Source organism: Klebsiella sp. HMSC09D12 (assembly GCF_001808475.1).
Taxonomy (GTDB): domain Bacteria; phylum Pseudomonadota; class Gammaproteobacteria; order Enterobacterales; family Enterobacteriaceae; genus Klebsiella; species Klebsiella oxytoca.
The window spans coordinates 14,598-34,264 of sequence record NZ_KV793449.1 but is presented as its reverse complement, the minus strand read 5'-3'; the positions used below and the strand labels follow the sequence as shown (position 1 = coordinate 34,264).

At 54.6% G+C, this 19,667-nt stretch carries 15 protein-coding genes and 1 pseudogene; 7 read left to right on the top strand and 9 right to left on the bottom strand.

Translation table 11 applies throughout. The features are described 5' to 3' along the window. Positions 1–30: 30 nt before the first annotated feature. On the bottom strand, positions 31–930 hold the full coding sequence (locus HMPREF3178_RS08570) for a LysO family transporter (protein ID WP_004100620.1): 900 nt from the start codon (positions 928–930) through the stop codon (positions 31–33). Between the two features lie 123 nt (positions 931–1,053). Then, positions 1,054–1,749: an aquaporin Z gene (aqpZ, locus tag HMPREF3178_RS08565; protein WP_004100621.1), complete on the bottom strand. Its 696-nt coding sequence runs from the start codon at positions 1,747–1,749 to the stop codon at positions 1,054–1,056. A 381-nt stretch (positions 1,750–2,130) separates the two neighbouring features. Here aqpZ and HMPREF3178_RS08560 point away from each other — a divergent pair, with 381 nt between their 5' ends. From HMPREF3178_RS08560 to macB, 3 genes are all read left to right on the top strand, one after another. After that, a complete protein-coding gene (locus tag HMPREF3178_RS08560) occupies positions 2,131–3,789 on the top strand; it encodes an ATP-dependent endonuclease (protein WP_017146212.1) in 1,659 nt (552 codons plus the stop codon). A gap of 174 nt (positions 3,790–3,963) precedes the next feature. Further along, complete coding sequence (gene macA, locus HMPREF3178_RS08555) at positions 3,964–5,079, top strand: macrolide transporter subunit MacA (RefSeq protein ID WP_017146211.1); 1,116 nt, start codon at positions 3,964–3,966, stop codon at positions 5,077–5,079. Next, a complete protein-coding gene (gene macB, locus HMPREF3178_RS08550; protein WP_017146210.1) occupies positions 5,076–7,022 on the top strand; it encodes a macrolide ABC transporter ATP-binding protein/permease MacB in 1,947 nt (648 codons plus the stop codon). The genes macA and macB overlap by 4 nt, the downstream gene beginning before the upstream one ends. 68 nt (positions 7,023–7,090) lie before the next feature. Here macB and cspD read toward each other — a convergent pair whose 3' ends face one another. After that, positions 7,091–7,321, bottom strand: coding sequence for a cold shock-like protein CspD (gene cspD, locus HMPREF3178_RS08545; protein WP_004100627.1), 231 nt, complete (start codon positions 7,319–7,321; stop codon positions 7,091–7,093). Positions 7,322–7,645: 324 nt separating this feature from the next. On the opposite strand from cspD, the gene clpS reads away from it, so the two are divergent. After that, positions 7,646–7,963, top strand: coding sequence for an ATP-dependent Clp protease adapter ClpS (gene clpS, locus HMPREF3178_RS08540; RefSeq protein WP_004100628.1), 318 nt, complete (start codon positions 7,646–7,648; stop codon positions 7,961–7,963). A gap of 30 nt (positions 7,964–7,993) precedes the next feature. Then, on the top strand, positions 7,994–10,276 hold the full coding sequence (gene clpA / locus HMPREF3178_RS08535) for an ATP-dependent Clp protease ATP-binding subunit ClpA (protein WP_004100629.1): 2,283 nt from the start codon (positions 7,994–7,996) through the stop codon (positions 10,274–10,276). 217 nt (positions 10,277–10,493) lie between these two features. Here clpA and HMPREF3178_RS08530 read toward each other — a convergent pair whose 3' ends face one another. The 6 genes from HMPREF3178_RS08530 to trxB all read right to left on the bottom strand — a co-directional run bounded on the left by HMPREF3178_RS08530 (position 10,494) and on the right by trxB (position 17,272). Continuing rightward, complete coding sequence (locus HMPREF3178_RS08530; RefSeq protein WP_017146209.1) at positions 10,494–11,300, bottom strand: ATP-grasp domain-containing protein; 807 nt, start codon at positions 11,298–11,300, stop codon at positions 10,494–10,496. A gap of 159 nt (positions 11,301–11,459) precedes the next feature. Beyond that, the gene (gene infA / locus HMPREF3178_RS08525; protein ID WP_002211347.1) at positions 11,460–11,678 is read right to left on the bottom strand and encodes a translation initiation factor IF-1; all 219 of its coding nucleotides are present in this window, start codon (positions 11,676–11,678) and stop codon (positions 11,460–11,462) included. Positions 11,679–11,957: 279 nt separating this feature from the next. Next, a complete protein-coding gene (aat, locus tag HMPREF3178_RS08520) occupies positions 11,958–12,662 on the bottom strand; it encodes a leucyl/phenylalanyl-tRNA--protein transferase (RefSeq protein ID WP_004111858.1) in 705 nt (234 codons plus the stop codon). Positions 12,663–12,700: 38 nt separating this feature from the next. Then, on the bottom strand, positions 12,701–14,422 hold the full coding sequence (cydC, locus tag HMPREF3178_RS08515; RefSeq protein WP_017146208.1) for a heme ABC transporter ATP-binding protein/permease CydC: 1,722 nt from the start codon (positions 14,420–14,422) through the stop codon (positions 12,701–12,703). Then, on the bottom strand, positions 14,423–16,189 hold the full coding sequence (gene cydD / locus HMPREF3178_RS08510; RefSeq protein WP_017146207.1) for a heme ABC transporter permease/ATP-binding protein CydD: 1,767 nt from the start codon (positions 16,187–16,189) through the stop codon (positions 14,423–14,425). It lies immediately after the preceding gene. A gap of 114 nt (positions 16,190–16,303) precedes the next feature. Continuing rightward, a complete protein-coding gene (gene trxB / locus HMPREF3178_RS08505; protein WP_004100637.1) occupies positions 16,304–17,272 on the bottom strand; it encodes a thioredoxin-disulfide reductase in 969 nt (322 codons plus the stop codon). Between the two features lie 531 nt (positions 17,273–17,803). Here trxB and lrp point away from each other — a divergent pair. Together lrp and HMPREF3178_RS31645 are read left to right on the top strand one after the other, a co-directional pair. Beyond that, complete coding sequence (gene lrp / locus HMPREF3178_RS08500) at positions 17,804–18,298, top strand: leucine-responsive transcriptional regulator Lrp (RefSeq protein ID WP_002439523.1); 495 nt, start codon at positions 17,804–17,806, stop codon at positions 18,296–18,298. A gap of 135 nt (positions 18,299–18,433) precedes the next feature. After that, positions 18,434–19,667, top strand: a pseudogene (locus HMPREF3178_RS31645) (DNA translocase FtsK 4TM domain-containing protein); the annotation flags it as partial.

Sequence of the window (19,667 nt, the reverse complement as noted above, 5' to 3'; positions counted from 1 at the left end):
TGGCGGCAGAGGGCTACCGCCTGAGAGGTATTAAGCGGAGAAAAAGGCCATCAGGATGGGTACCAGCAGGCTGAGAATGAAGCCATGAACAATAGCTGCCGGCACGATCTCCACGCCGCCTGAGCGCTGCAGCACCGGCAGCGTAAAATCCATCGATGTTGCGCCGCACAGGCCTAGCGCCGTTGAACGGCTGCGGCGTACCAGCCCCGGGATCAGCATAATCGCCAGCAGCTCTCGTGCCAGATCGTTAAAGAAGGCGGCGCTACCAATCACCGGGCCATAGGATTCTGTTAACAGGATGCCGGAAAGCGAATACCAGCCAAAGCCGGAGGCCATGGCCAGGCCGGTTTTTAGCGGCAGGTCGAGAATAAAGGCATTAATGATTCCGCCCAGCAGTGAGCTCACCATCACCACCACCGCAACCATCATTCCGCGGCGATTCAGAACGATTTGCCGCAGGGTCATGCCATTATTACGCAGCTGAATACCGATCAGGAACAGCAGGAAAATCAGCGTATATTCACTGGCCTCGGTGGCGTGTTGTAAAAAAGGCAGGCCGCTCAGGCCAATAAGAAAACCAATAAGGACTACGCCGCATAGCTGAAGGGATTCCAGCGCCATTGCCAGACGCGAGGGTAATTTTTCCTGGCGATGATGATTTTGCCAGGGCATTTTCTGCTCAAGCCACATCAGAGCCGCAATATTACACAGCAGGATAATGACGACGCTGACCGCTGCGTAATGAAGTATCGACAACAGGTTGCTGGCCAGATTGTCGAGGAACGCCAGGCTAATTCCCATAAAAAAGAGAATAACGTAAACGATCCAGCTCAGAAGTCGTGCGATAAGTTTAAGGGCTGACGGCCGATGGAGAGGAATAAGGTAGCCTGCGATTAACGGCAGCAGAATGATTAATAGTCCCGAAAACATGAACGACGTGGTCCTTGCAGAGTGAAAATAGCGTCCCTGACACTACCCAAATCGCCGGACTGAGTAAAGTAGTCGAAAAAAAGAAAGGCCCGGGAAACCGGGCCTTCAGAGAAGCGAGGGTGCTTAACTGCGTTTTTCCAGCAGAGTACGGTAGAGCACGCCGCCGAGAATACCGCCGATAATCGGCATCACCCAGAATAGCCACAGCTGCTGTAGCGCCCAGCCGCCCTGGAAAATCGCTACCGCGGTGCTACGAGCCGGGTTGACAGAAGTGTTGGTGACCGGAATGCTGATCAGGTGAATAAGGGTCAGCGCCAGGCCAATGGCGATAGGGGCGAAGCCCGCCGGAGCGTTTTTATCGGTGGCGCCGTGGATGACCAACAGGAAGCCGCAGGTCAGGACAATCTCAATCACAATTGCGGAGAGCATGGAGAAACCGCCCGGTGAGTGTTCGCCGTAACCGTTCGACGCGAACCCGCTGGCGGCGGCGTCAAAGCCCGCTTTACCGCTGGCGACGATATACAGAATAGCGGCGGCAATAATACCGCCGACAACCTGGGCGATAATATAGCCAATCACCTCTTTAGCCGGGAAACGACCGCCGGCCCACAGGCCTAAAGTGACTGCCGGGTTAAAGTGGCCGCCGGAAATATGACCGACGGCAAACGCCATGGTTAATACCGTTAAGCCGAATGCTAACGCGACGCCGGCAAAACCAATACCTAATTCCGGGAAGGCCGCCGCCAGAACGGCGCTGCCGCAACCACCAAACACCAGCCAGAATGTACCAAAGCATTCTGCTGCTAATTTTCTAAACATAACCACCTCAATAAAATAATGTTACGAGCGCGGAAAACCGCGCCGGTCTTTATTTATCGATATAAATAACGACGATAAAAATAAAGCGCCGCTATTTTATGGACGTTCAACATTGTCGCACTAGCAATATAAATCGAGGTAACTTGATTTAGGGCAAGGTGATGTGATTCCTTCAGTAATGTCTACCGAGTTGAAGTGTAGAACAGAACAAATTAAAAAACTGGCAACCCGGTAAGTAATTTGCAAACTGAATAGTCACCGTGCGGATACATACGCTTAAGATTTATCCTGCAGCGCGGAGTAGCGGGTGTGTCATGTTCCTCCCCACCTCGCTATACTGCTGATAACTGAAGGAGAAAGTAGCCACCGAGCGGAGGGGATATGCATCTTGAGCGCGTCGAAATAGTAGGCTTTCGCGGCATCAACCGGTTATCGTTGATGCTGGAGCAAAATAACGTGCTGATTGGCGAAAATGCATGGGGTAAATCCAGCCTGCTGGATGCCCTGACGCTGCTCCTGTCGCCTGAGTTCGATCTCTATCATTTTGTTCGGGAAGATTTTTGGTTTCCACCCGGGGATATTCAGGGGCGCGAACGTCATTTGCATATTATTCTGACCTTCCGTGAAAATGAACCGGGCCGCCATCGGGTCCGCCGCTATCGGCCGCTCAGCAAATGCTGGGTACCCTGCGACGATGGCTATCAGCGAGTGTTCTACCGCCTGGAGGGGGAGCTTGCCGATGATGATAGCGTGATGACTCTGCGCAGCTTTATTAACGGCGAAGGGGAAGCGCTGGAGCTTGAAGATATTGATGAGCTCGCCCGTCACCTGGTGCGGCTGATGCCGGTGCTGCGCCTGCGCGATGCCCGTTTTATGCGGCGGATCCATAACGGTACCGTGCCGCATTCGCCGCAGATCGAAATTACCGCCCGCCAGCTCGATTTTCTCTCCCGCGAGCTGGTGCACCATCCGCAAAATTTAACCGACGGGCAAATCAGGCAGGGGCTGTCGGCCATGGTGCAGCTGTTGGAGCACTATTTTGCCGAGCAGAGCAGCGCGCAATCTCGTCACCGCCTGATGCGCCGCCATTCACATGATGAACAGCGCAGCTGGCGCTATCTGGACATCATCAACCGTATGATCGACAAACCCGGCGGCCGTAGCCATCGGGTGATTTTATTGGGACTCTTTTCCACGTTGTTGCAGGCGAAAGGGAACGTCAGACTCGATCGCGATGCGCGGCCGCTGCTGTTAATTGAGGATCCGGAAACCCGACTGCACCCCATTATGCTATCCGTGGCCTGGCATTTGCTCAATTTGCTGCCGCTGCAGCGGGTGACGACGACGAACTCCGGCGAGCTGCTGTCGCTAACGCCCGTCGAGCATGTGTGCCGACTGGTGCGTGAATCGTCACGAGTGTCGGCCTGGCGGCTGGGGCCTGGTGGAATGAATGCAGAAGACAGTCGACGCATCGCATTTCATATTCGTTTTAACCGCGCTTCATCGCTGTTTGCCCGCTGCTGGCTGCTGGTGGAAGGCGAGACGGAAACCTGGGTTATCAACGAACTGGCCCGCCAGTGCGGCCATCACTTTGATGCGGAAGGGGTGAAGGTGATCGAGTTTGCCCAGTCGGGTTTAAAACCGCTGATTAAGTTCGCCCGGCGAATGGGCATTGAGTGGCACGTGCTGGTGGATGGCGATGAAGCCGGGAAGAAATACGCCGCCACCGTTCGCAGTTTGTTGAATGACGATAAAATGCTGGAGCGAGACCATCTCACCGCGCTACCGGCGATGGATATGGAACATTTTATGTATCGTCAGGGATTCGATGATGTTTATCATCGGGTCGCGCAGCTGCCGATGAATATTCCTATGAATATGCGGCGGGTGATCACCAAAGCGATTCATCGCTCGTCTAAGCCAGACCTGGCGATTGAAGTGGCGATGGAGGCCGGACGTCGCGGCGTTGACGCCATTCCGACGCTGTTGAAAAAAATGTTTTCTCGCGTGCTATGGCTGGCGCGCGGGCGGGCGGATTAGCGGCGACAAACGTTTATCTCTTCGTGCCGGGAGCGATTCCGGCGCGTCTGCATCTGCACGTCACTCAACCTCAGTTAAACAAAAATTAAGCGCAGCTAAAAATGAACGTTATTCTGTTACCGCATTTAGATAGAATTGACGCCGGTTCTGCGGATTAAAACATCAGGAATGGTTATGAAATTAAATGGAAAGCGCAGGAAAATTTGGTGGCTGCTGGCGATTGTCGTGCTGGCCCTCGCCGTCTGGGGATGGCGAATACTGAATGCGCCGCTGCCGCAATATCAGACGCTGGTGGTACGTAAAGGGGACCTGCAGCAGAGCGTGCTGGCGACCGGTAAGCTGGATGCGTTAAAAAAAGTGGATGTCGGGGCGCAGGTGAGCGGACAGCTCAAAACGCTGCGCGTCGAGATTGGCGACAAAGTGAAAAAAGACCAGCTGCTGGGGGTTATTGACCCGGAGCAGGCGGAAAACCAGATTAAGGAAGTTGAAGCGACGCTGATGGAGCTGCGGGCGCAGCTCAACCAGGCGCGCGCGGAGCGTAAACTCTCTGCGGCGACTTTAGCTCGCCAGCAGCAGCTGGCGCAGCGTCAGCTGGTCTCCCGGCAGGACCTGGACACCGCCGCAACCGACCTGGCGGTGAAAGAGGCACAAATCGGCACGATTGAAGCGCAGGTCAAACGCAATCAGGCCACCCTGGATACGGCTAAAACCAACCTCGACTACACCAAAATTCTGGCGCCGATGTCCGGGGAAGTGACGCAAATCACCACCCTGCAGGGGCAGACGGTGATTGCCGCCCAGCAGGCGCCGAATATTTTGACCCTTGCCGATCTCAGCACCATGCTGGTGAAGGCGCAGGTTTCGGAAGCGGACGTCATCCATCTCAAGCCGGGGCAAAAGGCCTGGTTTACGGTGTTGGGCGATCCCCTGACGCGCTATGAAGGGACGCTGAAGGATATTCTACCGACGCCTGAAAAGGTTAACGACGCCATCTTCTACTACGCCCGCTTTGAGGTACCGAACCCGCAGGGCATCCTGCGCCTGGAGATGACCGCCCAGGTGCATATTCAGCTTTCGGAAGTCAAAAACGTCATCACCATCCCGCTGAGCGCGCTGGGAGAGGCCATCGGCGATAACCGCTATCACGTGCGTCTGCTACGTACCGGTGAAGTTAAAGAGCGTGAAATCGTTATCGGTGCGCGGAATGACATCGATGTGGCGGTGGTGAAAGGGCTGGAAGAGGGGGATGAAGTCATTATCGGCGAAGGTGCGGCCGGAGCAGCGAAATGACGGCGTTACTTGAACTGCGTGATATTCGCCGCAGCTACCCCTCCGGTGATGGCAACGTTGAGGTGCTGAAAGGTATTACGTTGAGCATTGCCGCCGGCGAGATGGTGGCTATTGTCGGGGCCTCCGGCTCAGGGAAATCCACGCTGATGAATATTCTCGGCTGTCTGGATAAACCCACCAGCGGCACCTATCGGGTTGCCGGAACCGACGTGGCACGTCTCAACGGCGATGAGCTGGCGCGCCTGCGGCGGGAACATTTCGGTTTTATTTTTCAGCGCTATCATCTGCTATCGCATCTCACCGCGGCGCAGAACGTGGAAGTGCCGGCGGTCTATGCCGGAGCGGAGCGCAAAGCGCGGCTGGCCCGCGCCCATGAGCTGCTGGTACGACTGGGGCTTGGCGACCGGGCAGAATATCAACCTTCACAGCTCTCCGGCGGCCAACAGCAGCGGGTGAGTATCGCCCGCGCCCTGATGAACGGCGGGGAAGTGATTCTGGCGGATGAGCCTACCGGTGCGCTGGACAGCCGCTCCGGCGAAGAGGTCATGGGGATCCTTCACCAGCTGAAAGCGCAGGGACATACGGTCATTATCGTCACCCATGACCCGCAGGTGGCGGCTCAGGCTGAGCGGGTCATTGAGATACACGACGGTGAGATCGTGCGTAACCCGCCCGTGTTGAGCTCCGCGCAAGGCGGCGCGCTGCGCCAGCGCACGGCGGCCGAACCGTCGGCATGGCGTCAGTTCAGTAGCGGTTTTCGCGAGGCGCTAGTCATGGCCTGGCGCGCCATGGCGGCGAATAAAATGCGCACGCTGCTGACGATGCTCGGGATAATTATCGGCATTGCATCGGTGGTGTCGATTGTGGTGGTGGGCGATGCCGCGAAGCAAATGGTGCTGGCCGATATCCGCGCCATAGGCACCAATACCATTGATGTTTATCCCGGTAAGGATTTCGGCGATGACGATCCCCGCTATCAGCAGTCGCTGAAGTACGACGATCTGCTTGCTATTCAGAAACAGCCCTGGGTCAGCTCGGCGACCCCTGCGGTCTCCAAAAGCCTGCGTCTGCGGGCGGATAATATCGACGTTGCCGCTAGCGCTGAGGGCGTGGGGGCGCAGTACTTTAACGTTTACGGTATGACTTTTAGCGAAGGCAACACCTTCAACGAACTCCAGCTAAATAGCCGCGCGCAGGTGGTGGTGCTCGATAGCAACGCGCGTCGACAGCTATTTCCGCACAAAGCGCGGGTCGTTGGCGAAGTGATTCTTGTCGGCAACATGCCCGCGACGGTCATCGGCGTCGCTGATGAAAAACAGTCGATGTTTGGCAGCAGCAAAATTCTGCGCGTCTGGTTACCCTATACCACGATGGCCGGCCGGGTTATGGGGCAGTCGTGGCTGAACTCCATCACCGTCCGGGTCAATGAAGGTTACGACAGCGCGCTTGCCGAGCAGCAGCTGTTACGTCTCCTGGAACTGCGCCACGGTAAGAAAGATGTTTTCACCTGGAATATGGACAGCATCTTGAAAACGGCGGAACGGACCACACATACACTACAGCTGTTTCTGACCCTGGTGGCGGTGATTGCGCTGGTGGTCGGCGGGATTGGCGTGATGAATATTATGCTGGTCTCTGTTACCGAACGCACGCGAGAGATCGGTATCCGTATGGCTGTCGGGGCGCGGGCCAGCGACGTACTGCAGCAGTTTTTGATTGAGGCGGTGCTGGTTTGCCTGGTCGGCGGGGCGCTGGGCGTGACGCTTTCGTTGCTGATTGCCTTCGTGCTGCAGCTGTTTTTGCCCGGCTGGGAAATCGGCTTTTCGCCGCTGGCGCTGCTGACCGCATTTTTATGCTCGACGCTGACCGGAGTGTTGTTTGGCTGGCTCCCGGCGCGCAATGCGGCTCGTCTGGACCCGGTCGACGCCCTGGCACGGGAGTAGCGATAAAAAAATGCCAGTCAGAAGGACTGGCATTTTACTGGCAGGATGTACACAATGAAGCAAAAGAGTTATGCGGCTGTTTCTGTTTCTTCCGCTTCAACAGGGACGATCACGCTGGCGTGATTACCTTTTGGCCCCTGGTGAACATCAAACCGAACCGCTTGTCCGGCTTTTAGCGTTCTGTAACCATCCATCTGGATGGTCGAGTAATGGGCGAAAATGTCTTCGCCGCCGCCCTCAGGGCAGATAAAACCGAACCCTTTGGCATTGTTGAACCACTTAACAGTACCCATTTCCATACTTCGACATCCTTCGTAAATCTTATAAGTAAGATGGAATGAACCGGTAGTGGAGTGACGAGTTGTTCATTTGCTCGCCAACTCTCGCCACTACAATTTAGAGAAATCAGGAAATGCGTCAAGCGATTGACGACCGGGGACGGTGAAAAATGCGTCAAAATTTGAAGCAGTTAACGCTATTGCCGGGGAATGTGACAGACATCGCGGATGGAAGTAATAGATGATAATTATCTATGATCTATTGTAGATTTGTGATGTGCATAGCCTCTGGTCATCGACAGGCCACCGCCTGTTGGCAACAGCAACCGATGATGAACACTGACGATGAGTAAGAGAGACTGGTTGGACTTCGATCAGCTAATCGAGGACGAAGTTAAAGATGCGCTAAAACCGCCATCTATGTATAAAGTGATATTAGTCAATGATGACTACACTCCAATGGAGTTTGTTATTGACGTGTTACAAAAATTCTTTTCTTATGATGTTGAACGTGCAACGCAACTGATGCTGACGGTTCACTATCAAGGTAAAGCGATTTGCGGGGTGTTTACCGCTGAAGTCGCGGAAACCAAAGTATCGATGGTGAACCAATACGCGAGGGAGAACGAACATCCGTTGTTGTGTACGCTAGAAAAAGCCTGAATGCAGGCAATAAACTTGGGGGAGGTGCCTATGCTCAATCAAGAACTGGAACTCAGTTTAAACATGGCTTTCGCCAGAGCGCGCGAGCACCGTCATGAGTTCATGACCGTCGAGCACTTGTTGCTGGCGCTGCTTAGCAACCCTTCGGCCCGCGAAGCGCTTGAAGCGTGTTCAGTGGACCTGGTCGCGCTGCGTCAGGAACTTGAAGCCTTCATCGAACAGACCACACCCGTACTGCCTGCAACGGAAGAAGAGCGCGACACTCAGCCGACGCTGAGCTTCCAGCGCGTGCTGCAACGTGCTGTTTTCCACGTCCAGTCATCCGGTCGAAGCGAAGTGACCGGCGCCAACGTTCTGGTCGCGATTTTCAGCGAACAGGAGTCTCAGGCGGCATACCTGCTGCGTAAACATGAAGTCAGCCGACTTGATGTGGTGAACTTCATCTCTCACGGTACGCGCAAAGACGAGCCGAGCCAGTCTTCCGATAACAGCGGAAGCCAGCCTGGCAGCAGTGAAGAGCAAGCAGGCGGGGAGGATCGTATGGAAAACTTCACCACCAACCTCAACCAGCTTGCCCGCGTAGGCGGTATCGATCCGCTGATCGGCCGCGAGAAAGAGCTGGAACGTGCTATTCAGGTTCTGTGCCGCCGTCGCAAGAACAACCCGCTGCTGGTGGGGGAATCCGGCGTCGGTAAGACCGCAATTGCCGAAGGTCTCGCCTGGCGTATCGTGCAGGGCGACGTACCGGAAGTGATGGCCGACTGCACTATCTATTCACTGGATATTGGCTCGCTGCTGGCAGGCACTAAATACCGCGGCGATTTTGAAAAACGCTTTAAAGCGCTGCTTAAGCAGCTGGAGCAGGATACCAACAGTATTCTGTTCATTGATGAGATCCACACCATCATTGGTGCGGGCGCGGCTTCCGGCGGGCAGGTCGATGCCGCTAACCTGATTAAGCCGCTGCTTTCCAGCGGTAAAATTCGGGTTATCGGTTCGACGACCTACCAGGAGTTCAGCAACATCTTTGAGAAAGATCGTGCGCTGGCGCGTCGTTTCCAGAAAATTGATATCACCGAACCTTCCGTGGAAGAGACGGTGCAGATTATTAACGGTCTGAAGCCGAAGTATGAAGCGCACCACGACGTGCGTTACACCGCGAAAGCGGTACGTGCGGCGGTGGAACTGGCGGTGAAATACATTAACGATCGTCATCTGCCGGATAAGGCGATTGACGTGATTGACGAAGCCGGGGCGCGCGCGCGCTTGATGCCGGTGAGCAAACGTAAGAAAACGGTCAACGTGGCGGATATTGAGTCCGTGGTGGCGCGAATTGCGCGTATTCCTGAGAAGAGCGTTTCCCGCAGCGACCGCGATACGCTGAAGAACCTTGGCGATCGCCTGAAAATGCTGGTCTTTGGCCAGGATAAAGCGATTGAGGCCTTAACCGAAGCGATCAAGATGGCGCGCGCCGGGCTTGGCCATGAGCACAAACCTGTCGGCTCTTTCCTGTTTGCCGGGCCTACCGGGGTGGGTAAAACCGAGGTTACTGTACAGCTGGCGAAGTCGCTGGGTATTGAGCTGCTGCGTTTTGATATGTCCGAATATATGGAACGTCATACCGTCAGCCGCTTAATTGGCGCGCCTCCGGGTTACGTCGGTTTCGATCAGGGCGGGCTGCTGACCGATGCGGTTATTAAGCATCCGCACGCGGTACTGCTGCTCGATGAAATTGAAAAAGCGCATCCGGACGTCTTTAACCTGCTGTTGCAGGTAATGGATAACGGTACGCTGACCGATAACAACGGCCGCAAAGCGGATTTCCGCAACGTGGTGCTGGTGATGACCACCAACGCCGGCGTGCGTGAAACCGAGCGTAAATCGATTGGCCTTATCCATCAGGACAACAGTCCGGATGCGATGGATGAGATCAAAAAGATCTTTACGCCGGAGTTCCGTAACCGCCTCGACAACATTATCTGGTTCGATCACCTGTCCACGACGGTTATCCACCAGGTGGTGGATAAGTTTATCGTTGAGCTGCAGGTCCAGCTGGATCAGAAAGGCGTCTCTTTGGAAGTAAGCCAGGAAGCCCGCGATTGGCTGGCCGAGAAAGGCTACGACCGGGCCATGGGCGCGCGTCCGATGGCGAGGGTGATTCAGGACAACCTGAAAAAACCGCTGGCTAACGAGCTGCTGTTTGGCTCACTGGTTGACGGCGGTCAGGTGATCGTTGAGCTGGACAAAGAGAAAAACGCGCTGACCTATGCCTTCCAGAGTGCGCAAAAGCACAAACCGGAAGCGGCACATTAAGTCGCTTGCGTGAAACGTCAAAACCGGCCTCAGGGCCGGTTTTTTTATGCCTTTCTTCTGAATCCTCTTATTCGCTTTTTTAACATATTGATTTTAAAGAAATAAAAAACCGGTTAAAAATAATATGGCAGAGGAGGTTTATTGTTTAATTTCAATAATAACAATATGATGGGGTGCGGTTTGCCCAGTTCACTGCCATAAATGCAGCATTCCATCCTTAAATTTCCTGACTTACCGCATAGTCACTCAGCATTTTCACAAAACGCTCAACGGACCACTCTTTGATATCCGATACCTGGCCGTCACCGATCTCGACGAGCCTCAAAGCACCAGCTTCATCATTGATAACATCTATAGAGTAAAAAGGGCTGTTTATACGTACGGCGATTTCGCTAACCCTGGCAGGAATATCGCCGTTTGCGGCATGAACTTTGCCATCGAGAACAAAGAATCGCCTTTCGCTGGATGTATCAAATTTCTCCACGCGTCTCAGGCAAACTCCTCCTTCAATTTCACCGCGAAACTGTTTAAGCAATGTGATGATTTCATCAATTTCTTGCGCATTGCGAGCGATTGAGCCGCGGGAGGTTGTGAGCGACTTTACATAGTCCTTCACAAAATAAGCAGGCCAACCATATTCATTAGTGAGGGCAGCAAAGTCAGCATCTTCGCTAGTCACGATGGTTTCTGGCGTGAGATCCCGACAACTTTCATACCAGCCCGGCAAATGGTGGCATTGAAGATATTGCTGGCATGACGTTAATAAGCGAGCGCCTCGCTTTTCCACCGCTCGGGATAAACTTTCGTACTCATCCGGGTGCAGCATCCATCCGCGCCACAGTACCGGCATATTGGCTGAAAAACTGGATGAAAAGCGGTAGTCGCCCAGCGCCGCAGCCTCTGATGAGAGTAACAGGCAGGTAATACTGCTTTGGCAGGCATAAGTGTACTCAGCTAAAAACATCTCGTCAGGTTGTGACGGATGAAGCATATCGTTGGGATAGATAATTTGCAGGGCGCTCATTTGGGTATCCTTTCTCGCCAGGACAATCCAGCTATTATTTTACGGGCGCAGAGACAGGGCCGTCAAAGCCGAAGAGGGAAGCGGCGTGAGAATAAAAGAAATGAAAAGACCGGGAATTATCCCGGCCTTCAGCATCTGGCGCGTTAAGCGCGAAAACGATCAGCGACTACGGAAGACAATGCGGCCTTTGCTCAGGTCGTACGGGGTCAGCTCAACAGTCACTTTGTCGCCCGTCAGAATGCGGATGTAGTTTTTACGCATTTTACCGGAAATATGCGCAGTTACCACGTGACCGTTTTCCAGTTCTACGCGGAACATAGTGTTAGGCAGCGTATCAAGTACGGTGCCCTGCATTTCAATATTGTCTTCTTTGGCCATCTAGTCCTCTGGGGTATCACTACCGTAGTTTTGAACCGGCAAGATAATGCCGAAGTTCAGCAAGTATGTAAAGTTTTACGTCAAATCGCCGAAGTAGTTTTGGCGCATTGCCCGTAATTCACGCGGATAAACCGGGCGACAGGCGCAAACGTAAAGGGGGAGTGACAGAACGATGGGCGTTATCTGACTCTTATTATTCCCAAACGGCGGCGGGGCAACGGGCAGAAGCTACTCTACCGCGCAATTATAACATCCCGACAAAAAATGTGCTGAAAACATTTATGCTTCTCCTGCAAATAGCACCCTTGGCACCCAGAACCGCTCCGGCAGACGATACGTCCGCAGTACGGAGAGATAGTCGAGATAATCGCGGCGAGGAATTTCCACTGCGCCCAACGAAGCCGTATGCTTGTTTAGCACCTGGCAATCGATTAATTTTCCACCATCGTGCATAAACGCCTGGCTAAAGACCAGCAGTGCGGTTTTGGAGGCATTTTCGGCTCGGCTGAACATTGATTCTCCGCAAAACAGCGCCCCCTGTGCAACACCGTACATGCCACCCACTAATTCCTCTCCCTGCCACACTTCAACAGAATGAGCGTGCCCCAGCTCATGTAGCTGATGGTATGCCTGAACAATACCCTGCGTTATCCATGTTCCTTCATCACGATGATCGGCGCAGCCTTCAATAACCTGACCGAAGGCGTGATTCAACGTTACGCGATACGGGGAGCGCTGATGAAAACGCTTCATACTGCGGCTGAGATGGAATTTCTCCGGCCACAGTACCGCTCGCGGGTCGGGGGACCACCAGAGAATTGGGTCACCGGGCGAAAACCATGGAAAAATACCGCGCTGATAGGCCATCAGTAACCGCGCCGGGCTAAGATCGCCGCCCAGCGCTAACAGACCATTAGGTTCGCGCAAAGCGCCTTCCGGGGAGGGGAAGGCGATGGAATGATGAGAGAGCTGAACCAGCCGCATTTTTACCTCAACGCATCAGGCAATGATTCAATAGTAGCCTACAGACGCTGCTTAAACTGGTAGTAACGCCCCTGTTCAGCCAGCAATTCTGCGTGACTACCTTGCTCAATAATCTTTCCGTTGTCCATGACTATTATCTGATTAAACCGCGCCAGCCCACGCAGACGATGAGTTACCATCAGCACGGTTTTTTCACGCATAACTTCAGCAAGTAAATCAAGTATTTGGCTTTCGGTCGTCGCATCAAGGCCTTCAGTAGGTTCGTCCAGCAGCATCAGCGGCGCATCGTGAAGCAGGGCGCGAGCGATAGCCAGCCTGCGCAGCTCGCCGCCGGAAAGCTGACGACCACCTTCTCCCAGCCAGCTATTCAGGCCGCTATCTTCCAGCAACCTGGCTAAACCGACGCGTTCAAGCGTTTCTGCAAGCCGGGCATCGCTGGCCCCCGGGGAAGCCAGCAGCAGGTTGTCGCGCAGGGTCGCGCTGAACAGATGTACGCGCTGCGGCACGACGCTCATCGCCTGGCGCAACGTCGCTTCGTTAAGCTGCGTCAGCGGCTGATCATTGAGTAATATCTCTCCCTCCGCCAGATCCCAGGCACGGGTCAGCAGCTGTAACAGCGTCGATTTACCGCAGCCTGTTCGTCCCAGGATGGCGATATGCTCTCCGGCCTCGATCTGCAATGAAATTTTCTCCAGCGCAGAGGAGGGCTGCTGCGGATAGCTGAAGGTAACCTGATTTAAGCTTAACGAAACGCGATCCAGCTTTTGGCCTTCGCCCTGAGTGAAGGCGACTTCCGGCTCTTGTTCGGTAATTTGCGTGATGCGCTTTGCGGAAGCGATCACCTGCCCCAGATGCTGAAATGCGCCGGTTACCGGCGCCAGCGCTTCAAACGCCGCCAGCGCGCAGAAGACAAACAACGCGATCAGCGCGCCCGGTTGAGTATCGCCGCCAACGCCTGCTGAGGCGAGCCACAGCATAGTAATAACCGCCACTCCGCCAATCAGCAGCATCAGCGCCTGGGAGAGGGCCGTCAGTTCCGCCTGGCGACGCTGCGCATCCAGCCAATGCGCTTCGGTTTTTACCATTTGCTGCCGGTAACGATCGCTGGCGTTGAACAGCATCAGCTCCGCCTGCCCCTGCAGCCATGAGGTCAACTGCTGGCGATACTGCCCGCGGAAATGAGTCATGCTTTCACCGGCGGGCTTACCGGCGCGATAGAACAGCGGCGGCATCACCAGCAGGGTAAGTAGCATAATACCGCCCAGGGTCAGAGCCAGAGTAACGTCCAGTACGCTCAGCCCCACGGTGACGACGAGAATTACCACCAGCGCGCCTACCAGCGGCGATATGACGCGCAGATAGAGATGATCCAGGGTATCGACATCTGCAACCACCCGGTTAAGCAGTTCACCCTGACGAAAACGCGCCAGCCCGGCGGGGGAGAGCGGTAGCAGTTTGCTGAAGGTAAATACCCGCAGATGCTGCAGGACGCGAAAGGTTGCGTCATGGCTGACCAGACGCTCAAAATAACGGCCAGCGGTGCGAATGATCGCCGCGCCGCGTACGCCCGCGGCTGGCAACATATAGTTAAAGCTGTAGATGCCCGCTACGCCAACAACGGCCGATGCCGACAGGAACCAGCCGGATAACGTTAATAAGCCAATGCTGGCCAGCAGCGTAACGATCGCCAGCACGATACCGAGCAGCAGCAGCCATTTGTGTCGTTTGTACAGCGCCAGGTAAGGCCATAATGCGCGCATTTAAATCTCCTCCTGACGATGAGCAAGCAGGGTTGCAAAAGGGCCGCCTGCGGTCGCCAGTTGCGAATAACTGCCTTGTTCAACAATTTGACCATCCTGCATCACCCAGATTGCATCCCAGTTCGCAAGGCCTTCCAGCTGGTGGGTAACCATTAGCGTGGTTTGCTGCGTTGATGCATTGGTCAGCGCCTGCATCACGCGCTGCTCACTATGGGCATCCAGGCTGGCTGCGGGTTCGTCCAGCAGCAGCAGGCGGCAGGGTACCAACAGCGCCCGCGCGACGGCGACACGCTGAGCCTGCCCGACCGACAGGCGACCGGCCTGATCGCCGACAGGCGTGTTAATACCCTGCGGCAGAAGGGAGAGGAACTCGCTGACCCACGCTTTATCCAGCGCAAGCTGTAGCTGTGCTTCGGTGGCATCAGGGCAGGCCAGCAGGACGTTGTCACGCAGCGTTGCCGCCGGCAGCTGCGGATTTTGCCCTACCCAGCTCAGGAGACGGCGCCAGCGGTCGGCATCCAGACTCTTTAACTCAACGCCATTGACCTTGAGCGAGCCCTCGTAGGGAAGAAAACCCGTTAGCGTATTCAGTAGCGAGCTTTTGCCGGAGCCACTTTGCCCAACCAGCACCACGCGCTCGCCAGCGCGTAGGGAAAAATTCAGCGGCCCGGCCAGCACTTTACCCTCAGGGGATTTGATCAGCAGGTCGCGGGCTTCGATGCTAATCATTTCATTATCGCTTAATACTTTTTCCCCACGTTCTGGCTGCGCCAGCGGCGTTTCCATAAAGGTCTTCAGGCTATCAGCGGCGCCAATAGCCTGCGCTTTTGCATGATAAAAGGTGCCTAAATCGCGCAGCGGCTGGAAAAACTCGGGGGCCAGAATCAGCGCGAGGAAACCGGCCATCAACGTCACACCGGCGCCGTAGTGGCCAAAGTTGAGCTCTCCCAGATAGGAAAAGCCAAAGTAAACGGCTACCAGCGCAATCGAGAGCGAGGTGAAAAATTCCAGCACGCCGGAGGAGAGAAACGCCAGACGCAGCACTTCCATTGTTCGCTGACGGAAATCCTGAGAAGCCTCGCGTATGTTTTCCGTCTCTGCTTGACCGCGATGAAAAATTCTCAGCGTCTCCATACCGCGCAGGCGGTCGAGAAAATGGCCGCTTAAGCGCGCCAGAGCGAGAAAGTTACGTCGGTTGGCATCGGCCGCTCCCATGCCAACCAGCGCCATAAACAGAGGAATAAGCGGCGCTGTGCCCAACAGAATCAGCGCTGCGGCCCAGTTGATGGGGAAAATAGTGATGACGATCAGTAAGGGAATGCTGGCCGCCAGCGTCATCTGCGGTAAATAGCGAGCATAGTAGTCATGCATATCGTCGATCTGCTCAAGGATCAGCGTGGCCCAGCTGCCTGCGGGTTTCCCCTGTATCCAGGCAGGCCCCGCCTGCTGTAAGCGATCCAGAACCTGGCGGCGAATCTCAACGCGGATATGCTGGCCCGCCTGAAAACCCACTCTTTCACGCAACCAGACAACCCAGGCGCGCAGCACAAAGACCAGCACCAGTAACACAAAAGGCAGCAGCAGCGCCGTGGCGGGAATATTTTCCATAATCATGCGATGAAGGATCCGCGCCAGGAACCAGGCCTGAGCAACGATGAGCAGGCCGCTAACGACGCCCAGGAGACGGGAAATCATCAACCAGCGACGGGAGATAATGCTTTGATCTTTTAACCAACGGGTTAACTCTTGTTGACGGGTTTTATTCATTGCGCGCTTAGCAGGTGTAGTTATGAGTTTTTTGGGCACGGCAATGTTACAACGGGGCAAAAATAAAGGCGACTTTTCGTCGCCTTCTTTACCTTTGTTACTGACTTGTAAAGATTATTTGCAAGCGTCGGCTAAACCATCCAGATAACGCTCTGCATCCAGCGCAGCCATACAGCCTGTTCCGGCAGAGGTAATCGCCTGACGATAGATATGGTCCATCACGTCACCCGCAGCGAAGACGCCAGGAATGCTGGTCTGGGTGGCGTTGCCGTGGATGCCGGACTGAACTTTAATGTAGCCGTTTTCCAGCTCCAGTTGACCGGCAAAAATCGCCGTGTTCGGGCTATGCCCGATAGCAACGAACAGCCCGGCAACGTCCAGGGATTCAACATTGTCAGCATTCTGCGTATCGCGCAAGCGCAGGCCGCTCACGCCCATCTGATCGCCGGTTACTTCTTCGAGGGTGCGGTTGGTATGCAGCACGATGTTGCCGCTTTCCACTTTATCCATCAGGCGTTTGATGAGGATTTTTTCCGCGCGGAAGCCGTCACGACGGTGGATCAGATGGACTTCGGAAGCGATGTTGGACAGATACAGCGCCTCTTCAACAGCCGTATTGCCGCCGCCGATGACGGCGACTTTCTGGTTACGATAGAAGAAACCGTCGCAGGTGGCGCAGGCAGAAACGCCGCGGCCTTTAAATGCCTCTTCTGATGGAAGCCCCAGATAACGCGCTGATGCGCCGGTGGCGATAATCAGGGCGTCACAGGTGTATTCACCGCTGTCGCCGGTCAGGCGGAACGGACGGTTTTGTAGATCGACGCTGTTGATATGATCGAAAATAATTTCGGTCTCAAACTTGGTGGCATGTTCGTGCATGCGCTCCATCAGCAGCGGTCCGGTCAGATCGTTAGGATCGCCTGGCCAGTTTTCCACTTCAGTGGTGGTGGTCAGTTGACCGCCTTTTTCCATTCCGGTAATCAGTACCGGCTGCAGATTTGCGCGCGCTGCGTAGACCGCAGCGGTATATCCCGCAGGTCCAGAACCAAGAATAAGCAGTTTACTGTGTTTGGCCGTGCCCATGAGATCCTCGTAATTTATTAGCATACATGCGCTGGATTGTAGGGAATTTGTGGACGTAAAAAAAGAGTGTGGCAGTTTTGTTAACGATATGTGTAATAGAAGCTGCCGATTAATTGGCGATTTAACGAACGAAGAATATAACTAATTCTACTGTCAGGGGGACAATTATAAGAGGAAAACATGAGAATCAACGGGGGAGGATAATGAATATCTGGCATCTTGTACTAAAAATCGATGTTTTGCTTTGACAATCCCCTGTGCTTTTGCGAAAACATTCATGGAAGAAGAAAAGCAGTGTTTAGCGTGTGGCGAATTTTAATGCACGCAAATGCCATTTTTATCCGGGTTAGCGAAATCTACGCATGGTGTGGACAGACGCCATGCGTGATGTCGGTGACTGCCGTCAGGCAACGGGCTTCTCACGTACCCCTGGGTTACCCATCGTCGTAAGGGTAATGACAGGATGGACTCTGGCAGTGAAGGCTCAGAGTCGGAACAGGAGTAGGGAAGGAATACAGAGAGACAATAATAATGGTAGATAGCAAGAAGCGCCCTGGCAAAGATCTCGACCGCATTGATCGTAATATTTTGAATGAATTGCAAAAAGACGGGCGTATTTCCAACGTCGAGCTTTCTAAACGGGTGGGACTTTCTCCGACGCCTTGCCTTGAGCGCGTGCGTCGACTGGAAAGACAGGGTTTTATTCAGGGCTATACAGCGCTGCTCAACCCGCATTATCTGGATGCATCACTTCTGGTATTTGTTGAGATTACTCTGAATCGTGGCGCGCCGGATGTGTTTGAGCAATTTAACTCCGCTGTGCAAAAACTTGAAGAAATTCAAGAGTGTCATCTGGTTTCCGGGGATTTCGATTACCTGTTGAAAACCCGTGTGCCGGATATGTCTGCGTATCGTAAACTACTGGGCGAGACCTTGCTGCGCCTGCCGGGCGTAAACGACACCCGTACCTATGTGGTAATGGAAGAAGTCAAGCAAAGTAATCGTCTGGTAATTAAGACGCGCTAACACGGAACAGGTGCAAAATCGACGTAGTTTGATTACACTCCTGTTAATCCATACAGCAACAGTGCCGGGGAGACCCGGCACTGTTGTCCGTTTTAGCTGAAGGCAGGAAACAGCCTGATACCTGGAGAGCCTTTCTTGAGCCAGGAATACACCGAAGACAAAGAAGTCAAGTTCACAAAGCTGAGTAGCGGGCGCCGTCTCCTTGAGGCATTACTCATTCTTTGCTCCCTTTTTGCCATCTGGTTGATGGCGGCCTTACTCAGCTTTAATCCCTCGGATCCTAGCTGGTCGCAAACGGCGTGGCACGAGCCTATTCATAACATAGGCGGTACGCCCGGAGCATGGCTAGCCGATACGCTATTTTTCATTTTTGGCGTAATGGCTTACACCATTCCGGTCATTATTATCGGCGGCTGCTGGTTTGCCTGGCGTCATCAGGAAAACGACGAGTACATCGATTATTTCGCCGTCTCGCTGCGTTTGATCGGTGCGCTGGCGCTGATTCTCACGTCCTGTGGGCTGGCGGCTATCAACGCTGATGATATCTGGTACTTTGCCTCCGGCGGGGTGATCGGCAGTCTGCTGAGCACCACCCTGCAACCTCTGCTGCACAGCAGCGGCGGCACAATCGCGCTGCTCTGCATCTGGGCGGCCGGATTGACGTTGTTTACCGGCTGGTCCTGGGTCAGCATTGCCGAAAAAATCGGCGGTGTGATTCTCTCTGTTCTCACGTTTGCCAGCAACCGTACCCGTCGTGACGACACCTGGGTTGATGAAGGGGAATATGAAGATGATGAAGAAGAATATGACGATGATGAACCCGCCAGGCCGCAAGGTTCTCGACGCGCGCGGATTCTACGCAGCGCCTTAGCCCGCCGCCAGCGCCTGGCCGAAAAATTCGCTAACCCGATGGGGCGTAAAACTGATGCCGCTCTGTTCTCCGGTAAGCGGATGGATGATGCGGAAGATGAGATTCAGTATAGCGCCAGCGGTGCGCCTGTTGCCGCTGATGATGTGCTCTTTTCTGGTTCCAGCGCAGCGCGTCCGGCCAATGCCGATGACGTTCTGTTCTCCGGAGTCAGCGCGGCACGCCCTGGCGATTTTGACCCATACGATCCGCTGTTGAACGGCCATAGCATTGCCGATCCGGTAGCAGTGGCCGCGCAGGATACCGCTGCTCCACAGGCATGGGCTGAACCACTGCCAGGGTACGACGCTCAGCCAGTCTATCAGCCCGAACCAGTGACACCGCCGCAGCATGCGTACCAGCCGCAGCCGTCTCCGATGCAGCAGCCAGCTTATCAGCCGGAACCGATCGCGCAGCCGCAGCACGTGTATCAGCCGGAACCGTTCTCGCAGCCGCAGCATG

What these genes read in the sequence shown, in the direction of transcription:
- HMPREF3178_RS08570 (WP_004100620.1), bottom strand. Translation starts at nt 930, where the DNA reads ATGTTTTCGGGACTATTAATCATTCTGCTGCCGTTAATCGCAGGCTAC.
- macA (WP_017146211.1), top strand. Translation starts at nt 3,964, where the DNA reads ATGAAATTAAATGGAAAGCGCAGGAAAATTTGGTGGCTGCTGGCGATT.
- infA (WP_002211347.1), bottom strand. Translation starts at nt 11,678, where the DNA reads ATGGCCAAAGAAGACAATATTGAAATGCAGGGCACCGTACTTGATACG.
- macB (WP_017146210.1), top strand. Translation starts at nt 5,076, where the DNA reads ATGACGGCGTTACTTGAACTGCGTGATATTCGCCGCAGCTACCCCTCC.
- lrp (WP_002439523.1), top strand. Translation starts at nt 17,804, where the DNA reads ATGGTAGATAGCAAGAAGCGCCCTGGCAAAGATCTCGACCGCATTGAT.
- cydD (WP_017146207.1), bottom strand. Translation starts at nt 16,189, where the DNA reads ATGAATAAAACCCGTCAACAAGAGTTAACCCGTTGGTTAAAAGATCAA.
- cydC (WP_017146208.1), bottom strand. Translation starts at nt 14,422, where the DNA reads ATGCGCGCATTATGGCCTTACCTGGCGCTGTACAAACGACACAAATGG.
- aqpZ (WP_004100621.1), bottom strand. Translation starts at nt 1,749, where the DNA reads ATGTTTAGAAAATTAGCAGCAGAATGCTTTGGTACATTCTGGCTGGTG.
- clpS (WP_004100628.1), top strand. Translation starts at nt 7,646, where the DNA reads ATGAGTAAGAGAGACTGGTTGGACTTCGATCAGCTAATCGAGGACGAA.
- cspD (WP_004100627.1), bottom strand. Translation starts at nt 7,321, where the DNA reads ATGGAAATGGGTACTGTTAAGTGGTTCAACAATGCCAAAGGGTTCGGT.
- clpA (WP_004100629.1), top strand. Translation starts at nt 7,994, where the DNA reads ATGCTCAATCAAGAACTGGAACTCAGTTTAAACATGGCTTTCGCCAGA.
- trxB (WP_004100637.1), bottom strand. Translation starts at nt 17,272, where the DNA reads ATGGGCACGGCCAAACACAGTAAACTGCTTATTCTTGGTTCTGGACCT.
- HMPREF3178_RS08530 (WP_017146209.1), bottom strand. Translation starts at nt 11,300, where the DNA reads ATGAGCGCCCTGCAAATTATCTATCCCAACGATATGCTTCATCCGTCA.
- aat (WP_004111858.1), bottom strand. Translation starts at nt 12,662, where the DNA reads ATGCGGCTGGTTCAGCTCTCTCATCATTCCATCGCCTTCCCCTCCCCG.
- HMPREF3178_RS08560 (WP_017146212.1), top strand. Translation starts at nt 2,131, where the DNA reads ATGCATCTTGAGCGCGTCGAAATAGTAGGCTTTCGCGGCATCAACCGG.